The 17073-nt window shown below is 46.0% G+C and carries 18 protein-coding genes; 15 read left to right on the top strand and 3 right to left on the bottom strand.

Going from position 1 to position 17073, the window contains the following annotated elements; translation table 11 throughout:
* Positions 1 to 47 precede the first annotated feature (47 nt).
* The 9 genes from HH301_RS02020 (at position 48) to HH301_RS01980 (ending at position 7106) form a co-directional block, all read left to right on the top strand.
* A complete protein-coding gene (locus tag HH301_RS02020) occupies positions 48 to 758 on the top strand; it encodes a thermostable hemolysin (RefSeq protein WP_169566407.1) in 711 nt (236 codons plus the stop codon).
* The gene (locus HH301_RS02015) at positions 748 to 2088 is read left to right on the top strand and encodes an AMP-binding protein (protein ID WP_169566406.1); all 1341 of its coding nucleotides are present in this window, start codon (positions 748 to 750) and stop codon (positions 2086 to 2088) included. The genes HH301_RS02020 and HH301_RS02015 overlap by 11 nt, the downstream gene beginning before the upstream one ends.
* A complete protein-coding gene (locus HH301_RS02010) occupies positions 2085 to 2756 on the top strand; it encodes an iron-containing redox enzyme family protein (RefSeq protein WP_169566405.1) in 672 nt (223 codons plus the stop codon). Before HH301_RS02015 ends, HH301_RS02010 begins: the two co-directional genes overlap by 4 nt.
* Positions 2746 to 3492: an SDR family NAD(P)-dependent oxidoreductase gene (locus HH301_RS02005; RefSeq protein WP_169566404.1), complete on the top strand. Its 747-nt coding sequence runs from the start codon at positions 2746 to 2748 to the stop codon at positions 3490 to 3492. Before HH301_RS02010 ends, HH301_RS02005 begins: the two co-directional genes overlap by 11 nt.
* Before the next feature lie 23 nt (positions 3493 to 3515).
* The gene (locus tag HH301_RS02000; protein WP_169566403.1) at positions 3516 to 4175 is read left to right on the top strand and encodes a tetratricopeptide repeat protein; all 660 of its coding nucleotides are present in this window, start codon (positions 3516 to 3518) and stop codon (positions 4173 to 4175) included.
* 47 nt (positions 4176 to 4222) lie between these two features.
* Positions 4223 to 4879, top strand: a complete 657-nt coding sequence (locus HH301_RS01995) for a response regulator (RefSeq protein WP_169566402.1) — start codon at positions 4223 to 4225, stop codon at positions 4877 to 4879.
* The gene (locus tag HH301_RS01990; RefSeq protein WP_169566401.1) at positions 4876 to 6210 is read left to right on the top strand and encodes an ATP-binding protein; all 1335 of its coding nucleotides are present in this window, start codon (positions 4876 to 4878) and stop codon (positions 6208 to 6210) included. Before HH301_RS01995 ends, HH301_RS01990 begins: the two co-directional genes overlap by 4 nt.
* 88 nt (positions 6211 to 6298) lie before the next feature.
* Positions 6299 to 6562: a PepSY domain-containing protein gene (locus HH301_RS01985; RefSeq protein WP_206378128.1), complete on the top strand. Its 264-nt coding sequence runs from the start codon at positions 6299 to 6301 to the stop codon at positions 6560 to 6562.
* 1 nt (position 6563) lies between these two features.
* The gene (locus tag HH301_RS01980) at positions 6564 to 7106 is read left to right on the top strand and encodes a cytochrome b/b6 domain-containing protein (protein WP_169566399.1); all 543 of its coding nucleotides are present in this window, start codon (positions 6564 to 6566) and stop codon (positions 7104 to 7106) included.
* A 70-nt stretch (positions 7107 to 7176) separates the two neighbouring features.
* Here HH301_RS01980 and HH301_RS01975 read toward each other — a convergent pair whose 3' ends face one another.
* On the bottom strand, positions 7177 to 8487 hold the full coding sequence (locus tag HH301_RS01975) for an MFS transporter (RefSeq protein ID WP_206378127.1): 1311 nt from the start codon (positions 8485 to 8487) through the stop codon (positions 7177 to 7179).
* A gap of 166 nt (positions 8488 to 8653) precedes the next feature.
* On the opposite strand from HH301_RS01975, the gene HH301_RS01970 reads away from it, so the two are divergent.
* The 6 genes from HH301_RS01970 (at position 8654) to HH301_RS01945 (ending at position 15231) form a co-directional block, all read left to right on the top strand.
* Complete coding sequence (locus HH301_RS01970) at positions 8654 to 9385, top strand: glycosyltransferase family 2 protein (protein WP_206378126.1); 732 nt, start codon at positions 8654 to 8656, stop codon at positions 9383 to 9385.
* A 12-nt stretch (positions 9386 to 9397) separates the two neighbouring features.
* On the top strand, positions 9398 to 9718 hold the full coding sequence (locus tag HH301_RS01965; protein WP_169566397.1) for a lipid-A-disaccharide synthase N-terminal domain-containing protein: 321 nt from the start codon (positions 9398 to 9400) through the stop codon (positions 9716 to 9718).
* On the top strand, positions 9718 to 11103 hold the full coding sequence (locus HH301_RS01960) for an ArnT family glycosyltransferase (RefSeq protein WP_169566396.1): 1386 nt from the start codon (positions 9718 to 9720) through the stop codon (positions 11101 to 11103). Before HH301_RS01965 ends, HH301_RS01960 begins: the two co-directional genes overlap by 1 nt.
* A gap of 143 nt (positions 11104 to 11246) precedes the next feature.
* On the top strand, positions 11247 to 12038 hold the full coding sequence (locus HH301_RS01955; protein WP_169566395.1) for an aspartate racemase/maleate isomerase family protein: 792 nt from the start codon (positions 11247 to 11249) through the stop codon (positions 12036 to 12038).
* A 177-nt stretch (positions 12039 to 12215) separates the two neighbouring features.
* Entirely contained in the window at positions 12216 to 12980 is a 765-nt protein-coding gene (locus tag HH301_RS01950) for a substrate-binding periplasmic protein (RefSeq protein WP_169566394.1), read from the top strand.
* Between the two features lie 19 nt (positions 12981 to 12999).
* A complete protein-coding gene (locus HH301_RS01945) occupies positions 13000 to 15231 on the top strand; it encodes a PAS domain S-box protein (RefSeq protein ID WP_169566393.1) in 2232 nt (743 codons plus the stop codon).
* A gap of 185 nt (positions 15232 to 15416) precedes the next feature.
* Here HH301_RS01945 and HH301_RS01940 read toward each other — a convergent pair whose 3' ends face one another.
* Both HH301_RS01940 and HH301_RS01935 read right to left on the bottom strand, forming a co-directional pair.
* Positions 15417 to 16664, bottom strand: coding sequence for an MFS transporter (locus HH301_RS01940; protein WP_169566392.1), 1248 nt, complete (start codon positions 16662 to 16664; stop codon positions 15417 to 15419).
* Positions 16664 to 17068: a hypothetical protein gene (locus tag HH301_RS01935; protein ID WP_169566391.1), complete on the bottom strand. Its 405-nt coding sequence runs from the start codon at positions 17066 to 17068 to the stop codon at positions 16664 to 16666. Before HH301_RS01935 ends, HH301_RS01940 begins: the two co-directional genes overlap by 1 nt.
* Positions 17069 to 17073: the final 5 nt, after the last annotated feature.

The following is a 17073-nucleotide window of genomic DNA, read 5'->3' as shown; positions in this document are numbered from 1 at the left end:
GTTGCTCTCTTAAGATTACTCCAGATTTGGAATTATCTGGAGAGTAGATGACTGAAATCCATTGTGAGTTTGATCAGGTTCCGTTAGGAAAGCTGACTGTTGGGTCAGGACGTTATATCCCGGAAGTATCGACCGCTCGTATGCGGATCAAGTTGGTTAAAGATCTTCAGCAAGAGCGCGCGCGCATTACCCAGTTTATTGAAGATATCTATCAGCAGACTTATCAGGCAGATATTAAAGTAGACTATCCTTTTCTTTTTTGCCTGGAGGATGCAGAGCGGGGAATTCAGGCAACAGCAGGTTTTCGCCCTGCTGCGGATATCCCTCTATTTCTTGAGCAATACTTATCATCTCCAGTTGAAGAGCAGGTCCTTTGCGACCGGAGCGAGATTGTTGAGATCGGCAACCTTGCCGGTACTGGGCAGGGTGCCGCGACCTTTTTGTTCGCTGTTATGGCGGCTTATTTTGATCACCAGAACTTTACGATAGCAGTTGCGACAGGATCCCCCTTTCTTGAGCGGCGCTTTCGTCAGTTAGGTCTTCAACCAAGGAAGTTGGCACCCGCTCGACAAAACTCTCTCAAAACTACAGCAGAAAACTGGGGAAGTTACTATCGCAGTGAGCCTTATGTGATGGCAGGGTCCATTTCACAAGGATATCAGCGGTTAAAAAGTATATTCGGTTTGGAATTTTTTGAATTCCCCTTTGAGGCAACTTCGCCCCCGCTTCAGAGAAAGGTTAAATGGCATGCTATTTAAGGCGATTTCTGGCCATAGCGCGAAGACTGCGTTGCGTGAGGCTGGAAAAACTCTGACTTATGGCGAACTTCTGGCTGAGGTTCAGAAGAGGGGAGAGCGCTTGAGTGCAAGTGACAGAATTTCTCTGGAGCTTGATAACGGTATTGAATGGATTTTGTGGGACCTTACAGCGCTTTATGCTGGTGCAGTCTGTGTTCCTATTCCTCCTTTCTTCACAGAGACTCAGAAAAATCATGCTTTCAAAACAGCTGGGATCACGAGCCGAATTACGCCGCAGGGGATCATTCGGCTCAAGCAAGATGAAGCTGTTCAGCTACCGGTCGGAACTCTCAAAATAACATTTACGTCGGGAACGACGGGAAACCCGAAGGGCGTCTGTCTATCTAGAGAAGGCTTGCTGACTGTGGCCTGCTCACTTTATGAGCGAATGGGAGAGGCATTTGTGGGTAAACATGTATCCATACTCCCGTTTGCAGTTCTTCTGGAGAATATTGCGGGTGTTTATACAGCCTTGATTGCCGGCAGTGAAATTCGGATAAATCCACTCTCCGCCTTTGGTGAGATATACGCCAACCTCCATCAGGTTTTGGAAGCTGAGCAGGCAACCACAATTATACTCGTTCCTGAAATTCTGAGATTGTTGATGAAGCAAGTCATGACACAGGGACCCCTCAATTGTTTGGAGTTTATAGCTGTCGGTGGCTCCCGCGTTGATCCTCACCTCATTGGTGCCGCCCGCCAAATGGGACTACCTGTCTTTGAGGGATACGGCTTATCTGAATGTGCCTCCGTTGTTGCATTGAATGTTCCCGGAGAAGATAAACCGGGCACTGTTGGGCGGCTTCTACCGCATGTCGTAGCATCAGTGAGAGAGGATGAGATTGTTATCTCCAACCCTACCTTTTTGGGTTATGTGGGAGAGCCCAAAATGGGAGAGTTTGCAACTGGCGATCTTGGGTCGTTTGATGAAGACGGGTACCTTTCGATCGACGGGCGAAAAAAGAACGTTTTGATAACCTCTTATGGCCGGAACGTCTCACCTGAGTGGGTGGAAAGCACATTACTGTTGCAGCCAGATATCGCGCAGGCGGTTGTTTTCGGTGATGGAGAGCCTCATCTGAGGGCTTTGGTTGTGCCAAGTCACCCTCAAGCAAACGTCAAACGGGCCATCATGTTGAGCAATGAGCTTCTGCCCGTTTATGCCCAAATCCATCATTTCACGACAGTTCCACCGTTCACGCTTGAAAATGGGCTGTTGACCGGAACGGGACGCCCCAAGCGGGATCAGATTTTAGCAGCGAACTTATTAGAAACAGGAGAAGTTTCATGACTTTTTATGATCGTCTGGTCAAGGAGACTGAAGCCTCACGGACAGAGCTTTATGCAGTCCCACAATTACAGGCAGGGCTTTCGGGGCAAATTAGTCGGGAGACTTATATCGCGTATTTGACGGAAGCCTTTCATCACGTGTCTCACACGGTTCCGTTCCTGATGAGTATGGGCTCCAAGTTGCCACAGAGCAAAAAATATCTGCACAAAGCAATTGCGACTTATCTAACGGAAGAAGTCGGGCATGAGGAATGGATCCTGAATGACATTGCAACAGCCGGTGGCAATAAGGAGGCTGCCCGCAATTCAATGCCAAACCTCGAGACACAGGTTCTGATTGCCTATAACTATGACTACATCAATCGGAAAAATCCGGTTGGGTTCCTTGGAATGGTTTTTATGTTGGAAAGCACTTCCATTCAGATTGCAAATAAAGGTGCAGAAGCGGTTCGTTTGGCCTTGGATTTACCTGAAACAGCATTTTCCTATCTCTATTCCCATGGTGAGCTGGATATCAGTCACATGAAGTTTTTTGAAGAGACAGTTAATCAGGTTACAGATCCCGATGATCAGGAGGCCATTATTGAGGTTGCCTCTAATACTTTCCGGCTGTTTGCTCGGTTGCTCTCTGCCATCCCGTTTAGTACGGAAGCTCGCAATGTCGCTTAGAGGAAATACGGCCTTTGTAACGGGGGCCACGGGTGGAATTGGGGTGCCTCTTTGCCAGGAACTGGAAGCCCGTCAGGTTCATGTGGTTCGCTACGATCGTAAAGAGCATGGTGACTTGGTTAAAAATCTTGAAGGTGTCAGCCGCTCTTTGCAGGAATTAAAGCCCGATATTTTGGTTAACCTTGCCGGTATGAACAGTTTCGCTATGGCTGAGGATCAGGATTACGAGCGGATTATCCAGTTGAATCTGACAGTTCCCATGCGCCTTTGTCAGGCCCTTCTACCAATAATGAAACGTCAGGGGAGTGGTCAGCTGGTTACGGTCGGGTCGATGACAGGGTTGATCCCTTTACCGCATTTAACTGGATATGTCGCCGCAAAGGCAGGTCTTAAAGCCTTCAGCGATGCATTGCGCCGAGAGTCGATAGGGACTGGTGTTTCCGTCACTCATTTGGCACCTCGGGCTGTCAAGACAGCGATGAACAAAGGCATTGCAGATACTGTTAATCAGCGGACTAAAACTAACTATGACCATCCCGATCAAGTTGCGCGGCGCATGGTCAAGGCAATCGAAAACCGGGAAGCAGAAGTGCGCTTCGGCTTATCTGAAAGAATTTTTGCAACCTTGAACTTTTTAACTCCGGGTTTGGTTGATAAGGGGCTTGAAACCCATACGGAAATAGGACGGCAGGAACTCAATGGAGCTCACGGCGTCTTGGTTGATCCGGTTCAATAACAATTCAGATTAGGACGAGCAGAATGAAGAAACTTACATTTGCATTTGTTAGCCTTGTTGTGATGGGGCTGTCTTTCACAAGCCTTGTACAGGCTGGACCTGATGATGACCTTTCGCGTGGGATTACAGAGTTGCAGACGGAATGGGCGAGGATCAAATATCAGGAAGCCAATCAAGCGCGCCAAATCGAAGCTATTCATGTGTTGGAAGAGAAAGCTAGTCAATTGGCGAAACAGTTTCCAAAGCGGGCAGAGCCTTTGATTTGGGAAGGGATTATCCTCGCAACTGATGCTGGGATAGATCAGGGGTTTTCAGCGCTTGGCAAACTTAAAGATGCACGAAACTTATTTGAAACAGCCTTAGAGATCGATGGGGCTGCGCTGGAAGGTTCTGCTTATACCTCTCTTGGCTCTCTCTACTATCAAGTGCCGGGTTGGCCAATTTCTTTTCGAGATGATGGTGTGGCAGAAAAAATGCTGAAGAAAGCTGTCGAGATTAACCCAGATGGGATCGATCCAAACTTCTTTTATGGGGATTTCTTGAGCAAGAAAAACCGCGCAGAAGAAGCAAAAGTCTATCTGACTAAAGCATTGGAAGCGCCTAGTCGCCCAAATCGACCACTTGCGGACGCAGGTCGACGTCAGGAGATCAGAGCAGTACTTGCAGAGCTAAATCAAAAATAGGAAGATGAAATGGACTTGTCTCTTTCTTAAGGAATTCAAAGTCGGACATGCGTATCTTGTTGGTCGAAGATGATTTTAACCTTGGTCGGGCAACGGCAGAGGGTTTGAAGGAACAGTTTGCCGTCGACTGGGTACAGTCCGCCGAAGACGCGGATGATGCCCTTCAGACGGTGCAGTATGAATTAATTGTTCTGGATGTAATGCTGCCAGGCATGTCTGGTGTTGAGTTTGTAAAATCTATCCGCAAGACCGGTCATCAAATCCCGGTTCTTATGCTAACGGCCAGAGATGCCTTGCGTCATAAAGTCGAAGGTTTGAATACCGGCGCCGATGATTATCTGGTGAAACCGTTTGAACTTGATGAATTGCTGGCGAGATGTATGGCGTTGGTGCGAAGAAGCAAGGGTCAGGCCTCTCCTGTTATTCAGGTTGGTGATATCAGTTATGAACCTTCTACCTGTCATGTAGAGAAAAATGGATCTCCAGTTATTTTATCTTCTCGTGAGAGAAGCATATTGGATTGTTTAATGAGGTCCAAAGGCCACATCGTTCCAAAAGAGCGTATTATGGAAAGCATCTATGACTGGTCTTCGGAACAAGTGGAAAGCAATACGGTTGAAGTCCATATCTCGGCTCTTCGACGTAAGCTCGGAAAAGAACTGATCCGCACGATACGAGGCGTTGGGTATATGATAGCCGCATGAAGAAAACCTACTCTCTTCGAAAACGGCTTCTATACTGGATTGGATTTCCAGTTCTGGGCGCCTCTGCCCTTATGCTTTTCCTTAGCTACTTCTATATCTGGCATGAGGTGGAAGAAGTTTATGATGCTCAGCTCGTTCAATCGGCAAGAGTTTTGTTACAGCTGACGCGGCATGAGCTTCAGGAAGGGGAAGAGCTTCATCTGGACGAAGAAGATCCAGGATTGTCGCATAAATATGAAAGCAAGCTCGGCTTTCGGATCTGGTACCAGGGTAAAGTCGTCGAGGGCTCTGCCTCATCACAGACATTCGGGTTGTTTCAGGCTCCTCCGGGTTTCTCTGACCGTGAAGTAAATGGTCAGAGGTGGCGGTTCTTTGTTTATGTGGATCCTGATAATGAAGTTCGGATTGAAGTATCAGAACAATACGAAGTTCGATATGAACTGATCCTTCAATTGCTCAGCTCTCAGCTAATCCCAATTGTGGCTTTTATACCGGTTCTTTTTTTCTTGGTGTGGCTGGGGGTAAATCGAATGCTTCGTCCAGTCGTGGGAATTTCAAAAGATGTAGCGAGGCGCAGTAGCGAAGATCTCAGGCCTTTAAAGGTCCAGGAGGTTCCCAATGAGATTGAGCCCTTAATTAAGGCATTGAATGAGCTGTTTAATCAAATCAGTGAAAGCTTTCAGCGAGAACGAGAGTTTACTGATCACGCAGCCCATGAGCTTCGCACTCCACTGGCCGCAATGAAAACACAAACTCAAGTCTTGCTTCGAAAACTTCAGGGTAATTCCGATAATGTGGAGGATCTGAAGAACCTGCAACAGTCCATTGACCGGGCAACTCATTTGGTCGATCAATTATTAGCTCTGGCCCGACTGCAATCAGAAAATTATCCAAAGGAAAAGGTTGATCTATCAAAGTGTATTGTTAGTGCCGTCGAAGAATTAGCGTTGAGATACCAGCAAAAAGATCAGGCACTGAAGCTACAGATCCCAGATCATTTTCTTGTTATGGCTAATGCGGCTTCTATTGAAATTTTAGTCAGAAACCTTCTGGATAACGCATTTAAATATACGCCTGATAAAGGAGCAATCGAAATTCGTCTATCATCCACCGGTGAGTTCCAGGTTTCGGATACTGGACCGGGTATGTCTGATGTCGAAAAAATGTCTGCATTTGATCGGTTCTACCGGGCAGATAAATCAGGACAAATGGGAAGTGGGCTAGGTCTTTCGATTGTCAGATGGATTGCTGAGGCCCATAATCTAGCTCTGACGTTGTCAGATAACCCTCAAGGTGGGCTTAGCGTCAGCCTCAAATTTCCTGCAAATTAAATTCATATCTTCAGTTCCACTTCAGCTTCTAACTACAGATTAAAGCCTCAAATCAACGAGAGGTAAGATCATGAATATCGTTAGGAAAATGAGTATTTTGTCTGTTGTCATGACCTTGGCAGGCGCCGCGACTATTTCGCATGCAAGTGATCTTTGCAAAGTTCCAAAGGATGAATGGCAGCCGAAAGAAGCCTTGCAAGAAAAGCTGGAAGGTCAAGGTTGGAAAGTGAGCCGCATCAAGGTGGATGATGGCTGCTTTGAGGCATATGCAAAAGACGCAGAAGGCAGGCGGGTCGAAGCCTATTTCAATCCGAAAACTCTAGAAGTTGTGAAGCAGAAGTTTGAAGATTGAGATGACTAAAGAAGCGATTGCAGTATGGGATCCATTGGTCAGGCTGTTCCACTGGTCTTTGGTGCTAGCTTTTATCGTGAGTTGGATATCAGGTGATGAGTGGGACGATTTACATGAAATCTCCGGCTATGTCGTTGCCGGCCTAATTGCCTTCAGGCTTATATGGGGCTTGATAGGCCCCAAATACGCCAGATTTAAGCAATTTGTTCGCAGTCCTTCTGAGGTTATCCAGCATGTGAAAGATGTTTTGGCTTTCAAGGGACCGCGTTATATCGGCCATAACCCGGCAGGTGGGATTATGATCCTCCTTCTGCTGGTTATGCTGTCGATTACCTCTCTCACGGGCTGGCTGATGACGACAGATATGTTTTGGGGTTCTGAGGTGATGGAAGAGGTGCATGAATTTGGGGCTAACTTTCTCCTTCTCCTCGTTGGTGTTCATGTCGTCGGTGTGGCTTGGGAGAGTCTCCTTCACGGTGAAAATCTCGCGCGAAGTATGGTGACTGGGCAAAAGCGTATGCCTTCAGGAGAGGATATATCCTAAAGTCTATCAATCCATTAGTTTTGAAAATTGAAAGGGGAAACCTCTAAAGGTTTCCCTTTTTTGCTGCAGCTCATCGCAAAGGCGCACGGCTTCGATCTGGCGTGAAACTTAAGATGAGAACGGCTGCGGCTGCCATTAGTACGGTGTAGTAAGCCGGTATCATGTTGGTCCCTGTGGTGGCGATAAGGCTTGAGTTGATCATGGGTGTGAGCCCACCAAATATTCCGAGCCCTACGTTAAATGCAATCGAATATCCAGAGAGCCGATCTTCTTCCGGAAACATTTCAACGAATAGAGCGGGGCCGGATCCAAGGGGAACGGCCATGAGGCTGAAAAGAATTACATGTGTCATTAGTATGGAGAAGAGTGATCCATCACTATGCTGCATCCATAGATATAAGGGCCAAGCAGATAAGCTCAGTACGCTTAGAGCAATAAGGATCCAAGAACGACGGGAGATCCAGCGGTCCCCAACGATTGCGAAAAGTGGCATCAGCGGGATAATGAATAACGTCATCGCCGTGTTGAGAGTCAGGGCCGTCGCTCGGTCCAGAAGATTTGTTTCAGTAAGCCACTGGGGAAGATAGACGAAGACAATGTAGAAACAGGCACCGTAGCCTGCGGCAAAACCGAGGGCTAAAAGTGTTTCGTGTCTGTTGGTTGTGAAAGCCTGCAGAAGTGGGGATGTGTCTGATCTGTTTTCATGGTGTTGCTCAAACCGTTTTGACTCATGAAGATTTCGTCTGATCCAGATCGCCAGCAGACCCATCAGCGCACCGGCAAGAAAAGGCAACCTCCAACCCCAATCCAGCAGCAGGTCGGGTTCACAGAAAGTAGTTACAAGGCTAGCGGCACCAACACCCAGGAGCGATCCAGTCATGGAGCCGATATTTGCCCAGCTTCCAACTAAACCACGTTTTCCTTGAGGTGCCGTCTCAACGAGCCATGTGACAGAAGAGGAAAACTCGCCGCCTACTGATAGCCCTTGAACTAAGCGAACCACAACAAGAAGAATAGGGGCCAAAATGCCAACCTGCGCGTAGGACGGAAGTAATCCCAAGGCCAATGTTGGCAGCACCATCATTGTAACAGATACTTGCATGGCACGGGCTCTACCATATCGGTCACCAAAGAACCCGAAGATGGCAGCACCCAAAGGGCGCATCAGAAAGCCAGCGGCAAAAATTCCGTAGGTCGCGATAAGTCCCGCGGCGGGATCATCCGTTGGAAAGAAGACGGGTGCAAGGACACCAGCCAGATAGCCATAGAGAGCAAAGTCATACCATTCGATTACATTGCCGATAAATCCAGCCATGATCCGGTGACGCGCGCTCGGGGCTTTAGCCGTTTCTATTGTTACGTCTGGACTGATGGAAGTCATGCTCTCTAGATATAAAGCCAAACTTAAGGTAATGGCTGAGTATGCCTACTGCCGTATGTCACGGCAACTTTTATACATATAGAAAGTCATTTCTCAATACCTTCAGGTTCTCTTCAGTTTAGAGGGTCACTGTCTTCCTCCGTTCAGGTGTTTTGAGGTGGTGGAAATGATAACAATTGTCGTTCCTGTCTTTAATGAGGGGGACAATATTGAACCGCTGATACAGGAAATCTTTGAAAAAACAGAGGATCTCCCCATCAGTGAGGTCATATATGTGGATGATGCCAGTACGGACAGGACTTGGGATCTTCTTTTACAGCTGCGTCATCAGTTTTCTTACTTAAGGATTGTTCGACATCAAAAAAATTCCGGACAATCCTCAGCCCTTTGGACGGGGATTAATGCAGCTGGAAATGAGATAATTGTTACGCTGGACGGTGATGGTCAAAATCCACCCGATGATATCAAGCGGCTTTGGCGAGCTTTCGAAGAAAATAAACGAAATTCAGGCAGTGTAGCGATCCTTGGGGAGCGCCATAAACGGAATGATAACTGGATACGGAGACTTTCTTCCCGGTTTGCCAACTTTGTGAGGGCTAGCTGTCTACGAGATGGAACCCGTGATACCGGGTGTTCCCTAAAGTTGTTTCGTCGCATTGATTATTTGAACCTACCTTATTTTGATCATATGCACCGGTTTTTGCCTGCGCTTTTTCAGCGGGATGGGGTCACACTCATTCATGTTGGCGTTTCTCATCGGCACCGGCTTCATGGCCAATCAAAATATGGAACTCTGGATAGGGCACTGGTTGGGATTAGCGATTTGCTCGGTGTAATGTGGCTAAGGAAACGTTCCCGCAAAGTTCTGAAAAGCAATGTTTATGAAGAACTGAACTAAGAGTTGGAAGTCATGAAATACACATTCGAATGGCTAGACGCTGAGCATATTTGGCTGGGTGTGGGCTTGTTGGGGCAAGCCTTGTTTTTTATGAGGTTTTTTGTTCAGTGGATTGCCTCTGAGCGGCAAAAGAAAAGCATTATTCCAAAGGCCTTCTGGTATTTCTCTCTGGCAGGTGGTGTCACTCTTTTTTCCTACGCAGTTTATCGGCGGGATCCAGTCTTTATTCTTGGGCAAAGCACAGGTTTGTTCATATATCTGCGTAATATCTATTTTGTGACCGTAGGTTCAGGTAGTCACGCTAAGGCAAAGGCAGGCATTGGCGGAAATTGATGAAACAGTTTAATGTCCCCTCAGCGGTTCACGCTATCCTGCTGCTTGTCATTCTATTTATTGCTGAAATTCTATTTCGCCCCTTACTACCCATCGATGAAACTCGCTATATGAGCGCTGCATGGGAGATGTACCTGCGCCAGGACTGGCTGGCGCCATTGACAGTCAACTTTCAACCCTATCACCACAAACCGCCGTTACTTTTCTGGTTGATCAATATTTCTTGGGAATTCTTCGGAGTGAGCCGGGTTGCAGGTATGATTCCCGTGTTTTTGGCTGCGCTGGCAACTTTGCTGATCTCTCAGAAGCTCGAGGAACTGTTGTTTCCGGAGAGGCAGAAAATTCACCATAAAGTACCGTTGATCCTGATGGGGAGTCTCCCTTTTCTCATCTATAGTTTGATGATCATGTTTGACATCACCCTTGCGGTGTTTACGGGCCTATCAATACTGGCGCTTCTCTCCTTTGCCTTAACCGAGAAAAGGCGTTACTTGGTCCTTCTTTCTCTGACATTGGGCTTGGGAGTTTTGACGAAGGGTCCGGTTGCTTGGCTTTATGTGTTGTTCCCTATGGTGTTTGGGCCGTTGTGGCATCCCGCCAGAATAAAACCTTTGAAATGGTATGTTGGTTGCGCAGGTGCCCTGCTCCTCTCAGTTATCCCCGTGTCCTTCTGGATCGTCCCCGTTCTCACTCAATCTAGTGGTGATTTTGCCTATTGGCTTTTGTGGGAGCAAACTGCCGGGCGAATTACGGGAAATTTTAGTGCCGCCCATAGCCGTCCTTTCTGGTTTTATCTACCAATCCTCCCGTTATTTTTTCTCCCTTGGATTTTGTTCGGATCAGTCTGGAAAAAGTTATCAGGAGTTTGGGGGGATTTTCAGCAAAACTGGTTAATCCGCTTTCTGGCTCTCTGGATTGTTCCAACATTGGTTAGTTTTTCTTTGATAAGTGGAAAACAGCCTCATTATCTCGTTCCCTTGCTGCCTGGAATGGCAATTCTATTGGCTTTTTGGATAGAAATCAGGCCTCAGAGAATTAGAAACGTAGCCTTTGTGATGGTCGGAATATTTGTCTTAGGTCAGGGTATTGCCGCAAAATTTCTTTTTCCCCGGTACGATTTACGGCCGCTAGCGACTTTTCTGGAAGATTACAAAGACCGGGATTGGGCTTATGGACACAATTATCAGGGGGAAATTACTTTTCTTGGTAGACTTGAAAAGCCGGTTGCCGAAATTGAAACTAATACAGCAAAAGAATGGTTCACTAGCCATCCAAACGGGCTCATCATAATGCGTTATGAAGATGAACCACCACTTCCCAGCACCTCTCTTATCTTCGAGATGCCTTATCGCAGCAAAAATCTAGGTGTTTTTAATATGAAATGAGCCGTTAGTCAAAAAACTTACTATGCGGTTTGCTGTTTTCACGAGACGCGGTTCCTTTTTCAACCAAATATCGGGCTTTTCCGAAGGTATAATCGGATTTATGCTCATACACTTATTGGGCTCGTGAAATGGGAGTTTTATTCGTGGATCTGAAAAAAGATAACTGGGGTAGCCGAGCGCGCATCGGAATGTTTATCGTGGGAAGCGAAGCCGTTCCGGAAGCAGAATGGTGGGCGATGTTACCAGGCGATATCTCTGTGCACGCCGCTCGCATTACGGCTGCGGCGCCCTGGGCGACTTGGCACGATAACCGGACGCAGGTTGAGTTGGCTGACGATTTGAAACGTGGCCTACAACAATTCACAACCATGGATTTATCTGTGTGCGTAATCGGCCACAGCTCGAGCAGTTTCCTTGGCGGAAAAGGCTGGGACGAGGCGGTTATCAGAAGACTTTCAGAGCTGTGTGATAACGGGATGTCTGTTACCACAAATGGGCTCGATATGTTAGCAGCTTTACACGCTATGAAGGTTGAGCGTCCTTTTGTCGTATTGCCTGCTTGGTTCAATGATAAGATCGTAGCGTCCGCCCTCTCATATTACAAAGATCATGGCGTTGAACTCGCAGGGTATCTTCGTTCCGATCTGGGTCCGAAGTGGAGAGATATTTCGCCAGATGATATGTATCCACTAGGCGCAGGTTTTGATCAGGACGTTGGATCTCTCTATAAACAGATATTGGCATCCTGTCCCGATGCAGCAGATGGCGTCCTCATAGCAGGCACAGGAGTGCGCTGCGTCGCTATTTTGGAAAGTTTGGAAAAAACCTTGGGGCGCCCAGTTATATCGGCAAATCAAGCCAGTCTTTGGCATAGTTTAGTGCTCTCTGGAGTTTCTTCTGAATTCTCCGGATATGGTCGTTTACTGGAAATTTAGCTGTTAGTTTGGGTGCGGAACTGAGTTTTTAAATCTTGTATGACATTCATTCTATTGAGTTCTGTGCGGCAAAAACCCTTCTAAATTATTTTTTTACTTAATTATTATATTGTAATTATTTGAATGTGAGTTGCTTACTTGTTTGAATAGGCTTTAACTCAGGTTTTGGAGAAAGAAATGAAACAGAAGTCGTCAGCCACTTCCGCGCTACAATATTTGGTCAGTTTCTTCTTTTTAATCCTATTATTCTCTTTCTCCTATATCCCCAACACGAAGGCAAGCGAGCCAATGCTTTTTAGCGCTTCGGTGGGCATGCCTTTTACCAATTCAGAGAATACAGGGTTTGAAGACAGGCTTGTAAAAGAGATCTTCAAGCGATTGGGGCGTGACGTAAAGGTACAATTTGTGCCTGCAGAGAGAGCGTTGCAAAACCTAGATCAAGGTATCGATGATGGTGCCCTTGGACGCGTCGCAGGCATCCTGACAAAATATAAAAATATCCGGCAGATAAAGGAAGTCGCCTTCGTTAGAGATTTTGTTGTGTTTACCAAGAAACCAGGGTTGAAAATAACTGGGTGGTCAAGTCTAGAAGGTTTCAATGTCGGGTATATCACCGGTTGGAAAATTGTTGAGCGAAATGTCAGCAATGCAAAATCGATTGTGAAGGTTAAAGATGGAAAGCAGCTTTTCAATCTACTTGAAAGTAACCGGGCGGATGTTGTGGTTTATAATCGGTGGGGCGGTTTGCATTTGGTAAAGGAGTTGGGTTTTAAAGATATTCATATTGCTGAGCCGCCACTTGCCCAGGCTCCTCATTATTTTAATCTTAGCATCAAGCACGAAGAAATGGTTGAACCTGCCAGAAACGCCCTGATTGAAATGAAAAAAGATGGAACATATCAACGTATCTTTGACGAGACTCTAGCTCCACTTGCAAATTAGTAAATAGGTGAAGACTCCTGTGAGTAAGCCGTTAAAGAAACAATCTCTGGTTCGTAAGTTTATTTTTCTGATCGTTCTGTTCAGTTCCCTAATTACATTGGTAACAACAGCCATACAGTTGTTTTTGGAATATAAGAGGGATATCAGCCTCATCAATTCTGAATTCACCCAAATCGAAGAGAGCTTTTTGGAAAGCCTCACAACTGCCACCTGGGTTCTGGATAATCAACAGGTAGAGACTTTGTTGAAGGGAATACTGCGGATGCAGGACTTGATTTACGTCGAGATCCGTTCCCGTGATACAATTCTTTATTCTGAAGGAGCAACCAAAGGTCAACAGGGCATCCGCCAGACTTTTCCTCTGATGTATCGCTACAATGATAAGCTCCAGCATTTGGGTGACCTGATTGTTGTGGCATCCTTGGAAAATGTTTATGGCCGACTTGTAAAACGCTTTGGCGTGATATTGGTTGGAAATGGTATAAAAACTTTCGCGGTTGCCATATTTATTTCGTTTATCTTTCAAAATCTGATCTCGAGACACCTTGGAAAAATTGTTGAGTTTTCTCGAGCCTTGAATTTCGAGAGGGTTCCAGATGTTTTGAAGCTGGACAGAGGACATCAATCCAAGAATGTTCAGGACGAACTTGATGATGTTGTTGAAGCGATTAATGACATGCGATCGAGAATTCTCTCATCGCATAGTCGGTTAAGCCAAAGCGAAGAGCGGTTTCGACAAGTTCTTGAAAATATGACGATTGGGATCGTTGTGGCTGATCAGAACGGTACGATTGAAATGTTTAACGGGAATGCGTCCGCAATATTTGGCTACTCCGCCGAAGAGATGATTGGTGAAAATATTGTCAAGCTGATGCCAGCTGATATTGGCGCGGAGCATCATGAATATGTTCAACATTATGTGACGACCGGCATCAAGAAGTTGATTGGAATTGGTCGTCAGGTTCAAGCCAAGCATCAGTCTGGTAAAGAGTTGCCCATTCATCTAGGTGTGGCTGAGGTCTTCGATGGTGATACCCGAAAATTTGTCGCCTCAATCACGGATCTGACTGAGGTTAAAATTCTAGAGGAACATCTTCAGCGAGCCAGCAAGATGGATGCTGTTGGCCAGCTTACAGGTGGAATTGCCCATGATTTTAACAATATCCTCGGAATTATAATTGGAAATCTGGAGTTGCTTGAATCCAAGCAACAGCTGAATGAAGAGGCCCGAAAACGATTTGATGTCGCGCTCCGAGGGGCTAACAGAGGGGCAGATCTGACCCGAAAACTTCTCTCTTTTTCTAGGGATGAACAATCAGACGTCACTCTTGTTGATGTGAACAGTGTAATCAAGGGATTGGAAGAACTCCTGAAGCGGACGCTAACCGCGACGATCTCTATAGAAACATTCTATAGTGAAGAAGAATTGCTGGTTGAGATAGATCAGGGTGATTTTGAAGATGCGCTTGTGAATTTGGCCATTAATGCTAGAGACGCGATGAAAAACGGGGGCTCCCTCGTTATCGAGACGCAAAAGAAATACTTGGATGCAGAATATGTTCGTCGCAATCCAGAGAGCATGTCAGGGCAGTTTGCGATGGTATCGATCAGCGATGACGGCTCTGGTATGACGGCGGAAATCATAGACAAGATTTTCGAGCCTTTCTTCACGACCAAGGATCAAGGTCAAGGAACAGGTCTGGGCCTTAGTATGGTGTATGGATTTATTAAACGATCTGATGGCCATTTAAAGGTCTATTCCGAACCGGGAAGGGGGACAACGTTCAGGCTTTACTTCCCTTTGAAGAAGTCTGCAGCAGACAGTCACGAGATTGTTGGAAAATCTGCCGTCAAATCTTTGAGAGGCGGCACTGAGAGGGTCTTGGTTGTAGAAGATGAAGAAATGATGGCTGACGTTGCGGTTATGATTTTGCAAGATTATGGCTATAAGGTTGAACATGTCTCTACAGCTAGAGAAGCATTAGAAAGATTAGAGGTTGATCCTGATTTTGATCTGTTATTCAGTGATGTGATCATGCCTGGAAAAGCAGACGGTTTTGAGCTAGCCGAACAAGTACATCGTCTGAGTCCAAGCATGAAAATTCTGCTGACCAGTGGGTTTTCGAATAAAATTCAAACTTATAGAGCGTCTAATAATTCATTTCGGACGCAATTGGCGGATAATTTGTTGAGCAAGCCGTATAATAAGGATGAACTGATCCGCCGTGTCAGGGATGTACTAGACGGTTAAAGGCGAGCTCCTTAAAGGTTATATCGCTGCTCAGATAGCGTAATTTTATCGAATGAGAGGGTGCGCAGAGGTCTTCTGGAATTCCTCTAGTGTCTCATCAGGGAGCGTGGCATAGATCTTTAGCTTTTTTATCACACCAGAAATTCAGACAGTTTATTCTACAACATGTGTGTCAATGGCTATGTTTAGGTATCGCTTTGACGTTTTACCAGATACGCGTATCTCTGATTTTGGATGAAATGATATGCTTGAAACACCCCTGCAAATGAAAGTATCGAGGCAAACGTAAACAAGATACCGTATCCATATCCGTCAGCAATAAAGCCACTGATCATACTTCCGCACATGTAAACAAACAGATTTGCGCAGGAGAGTATTGTAAAGTCTGTACCCGCCTGATGTTTATGGCAGACTTGCATACAGAGGTTAAAGATACCGACGATTTCCATATATCGGACAAAAGTGTTTGCAACTGAAAGTCCGACCAAAATAGTCGCGTCCTGGGTGTTGAGATGAGCTGCGAGGCTGAAGCCAATAAATACAATTGTCCTTATAAACGCGAGAAAAAGAAGAAACGGGGCAGCGCTCATTTTTTTGACCAGGTAGGCACCCAAAATGGAACCTGCCAGCCCCACGATGGCTGCCGATCCTCCAGAAACAAGACCGATGGTCGAGAGCGAGAGACCCTGATCCTTCATGAAGGTCTGTTCCATTGCCTTAACAAATCCTTCACTAACCCGATAGGCCAATACCAGATAGAGAACATAACGGGCTTCCGGCCTTTTCAAGAAGGAAATGATAGACGCTTGTGAAACCTGTTCCTTGTTATGGATTGCCAAATGTGTCGTCTGGTCGGCAATGAAAAACACAGGCAGTAAAAACAATAATCCTGCGCCTCCTGCAATCATTATAGAGCCGGTCCACCCTATGAATTCATAAAGCATGAGGGTGGCAGTTCCTCCCAGAATAACACCGATTGCAACACTTCCGCCCTGAATGCCATTACCAAGTGGGCGTTCATGCTCCTCAAGAAGTTCGACCGCATAACCATCTGTCGCAATGTCTTGTGTCGCGGATAAAAATGAGATGATGCAGGCAATTACAAAAATCTGGAATAAGTTATCTGCTGGATCGAGGTTTGCCATCCAGAAGATGAGCCCACAAATCGATATTTGGGAAGGAATTATCCAGCCTTTTCTAGGTCCCAGAAAAGGAGGTTTCCAACGATCAACACATGGAGCCCAGAGAAATTTTAGAACCCAGGGCAGAAAAAGAAGCGCCATTGAACCGATTGTTGCAAGGTTCACACCTTGATCACGTAAGATGACAGGTATAGCGGCTCCGAAGAGGTAGATTGGAATAGCCTGCATAACATATAGGCCGGTGAGCGTTATAAATACGCTATACCTTTTTCCTCGAGATAGGGTGTTCATTACTTCTTTATTCCTGCAGTCAGAATTTTTTCTGCAAGTTTTCTGCCGTCAAAATGCCCACCTCGCGAATATATTGGAAACGGCAAACCTTTTTCTAAGTTTGACCCTTGATAGTGATCGTCTGAAAATCCGTCTTGAACGCGAACAGTTCCAAGGCACATTTTTTCAAGGAAAGCCTTGTTGTCTTTGAACCAAAGGTTCATTCGTTTTTTGTTTTCTGGTGTGAGCGGGCTGTTGCCTTGAGATACGGTCAATACAACAAACGGCTTTGTTTCGTTTGAAAGTCTGTTCAGAACACAAAGAAAGGCTTCTTGTTCGTTCTGGTTAAGATCTCCACTGAATTCCATTTCATAAAAATGGGGTAGGGGTTGCGACCATTTAAACATTGGAATAATGGCGGCCAATGACA

The sequence above is a fragment of the Sneathiella limimaris genome, from assembly GCF_012932565.1.
GTDB lineage: Bacteria > Pseudomonadota > Alphaproteobacteria > Sneathiellales > Sneathiellaceae > Sneathiella > Sneathiella limimaris.
Note: the sequence above shows the minus strand (reverse complement) of the source record. Positions and strands in the feature narration are given on the sequence as shown.